Source organism: Acinetobacter sp. LMB-5 (assembly GCF_001541635.1).
GTDB lineage: Bacteria > Pseudomonadota > Gammaproteobacteria > Pseudomonadales > Moraxellaceae > Acinetobacter > Acinetobacter pittii.
Genome location: NZ_LRDR01000121.1, coordinates 1 through 322 on the forward strand (window position 1 = coordinate 1; position 322 = coordinate 322).

Annotated in this window: 1 protein-coding gene; it reads left to right on the top strand. The window is 49.4% G+C overall.

Annotated elements, in window-relative coordinates; all coding sequences use genetic code 11:
* Positions 1–322 (top strand): Ig-like domain-containing protein (locus AW165_RS18780; protein WP_228138772.1); only part of this gene is annotated, 322 nt, incomplete at both ends.

The window sequence follows — 322 nt, forward strand, 5'->3', positions numbered from 1 at the left end:
AGGTAATAGCAGCAGTATTAACGATACACAAACCTATACAATCGATACCACTGCACCTGATGCTCCAGTAATTAACCCGGTTAACGGGACAGACCCGATTACAGGTACAGCAGAACCTGGTTCAACAGTGACTGTGACATATCCGGACGGTAGTACAGCAAGTGTTGTAGCAGGACCGGATGGTACGTGGACTGTGCCAAACCCAGGCTTAAATGATGGTGATACGGTAACAGCAGTAACAGAAGATCCTGCTGGCAATACCTCAGGTCCAGCAACAGCTGTGGTTGATGCGGTTGCGCCGGTGGTTGCACTTGATGATGTG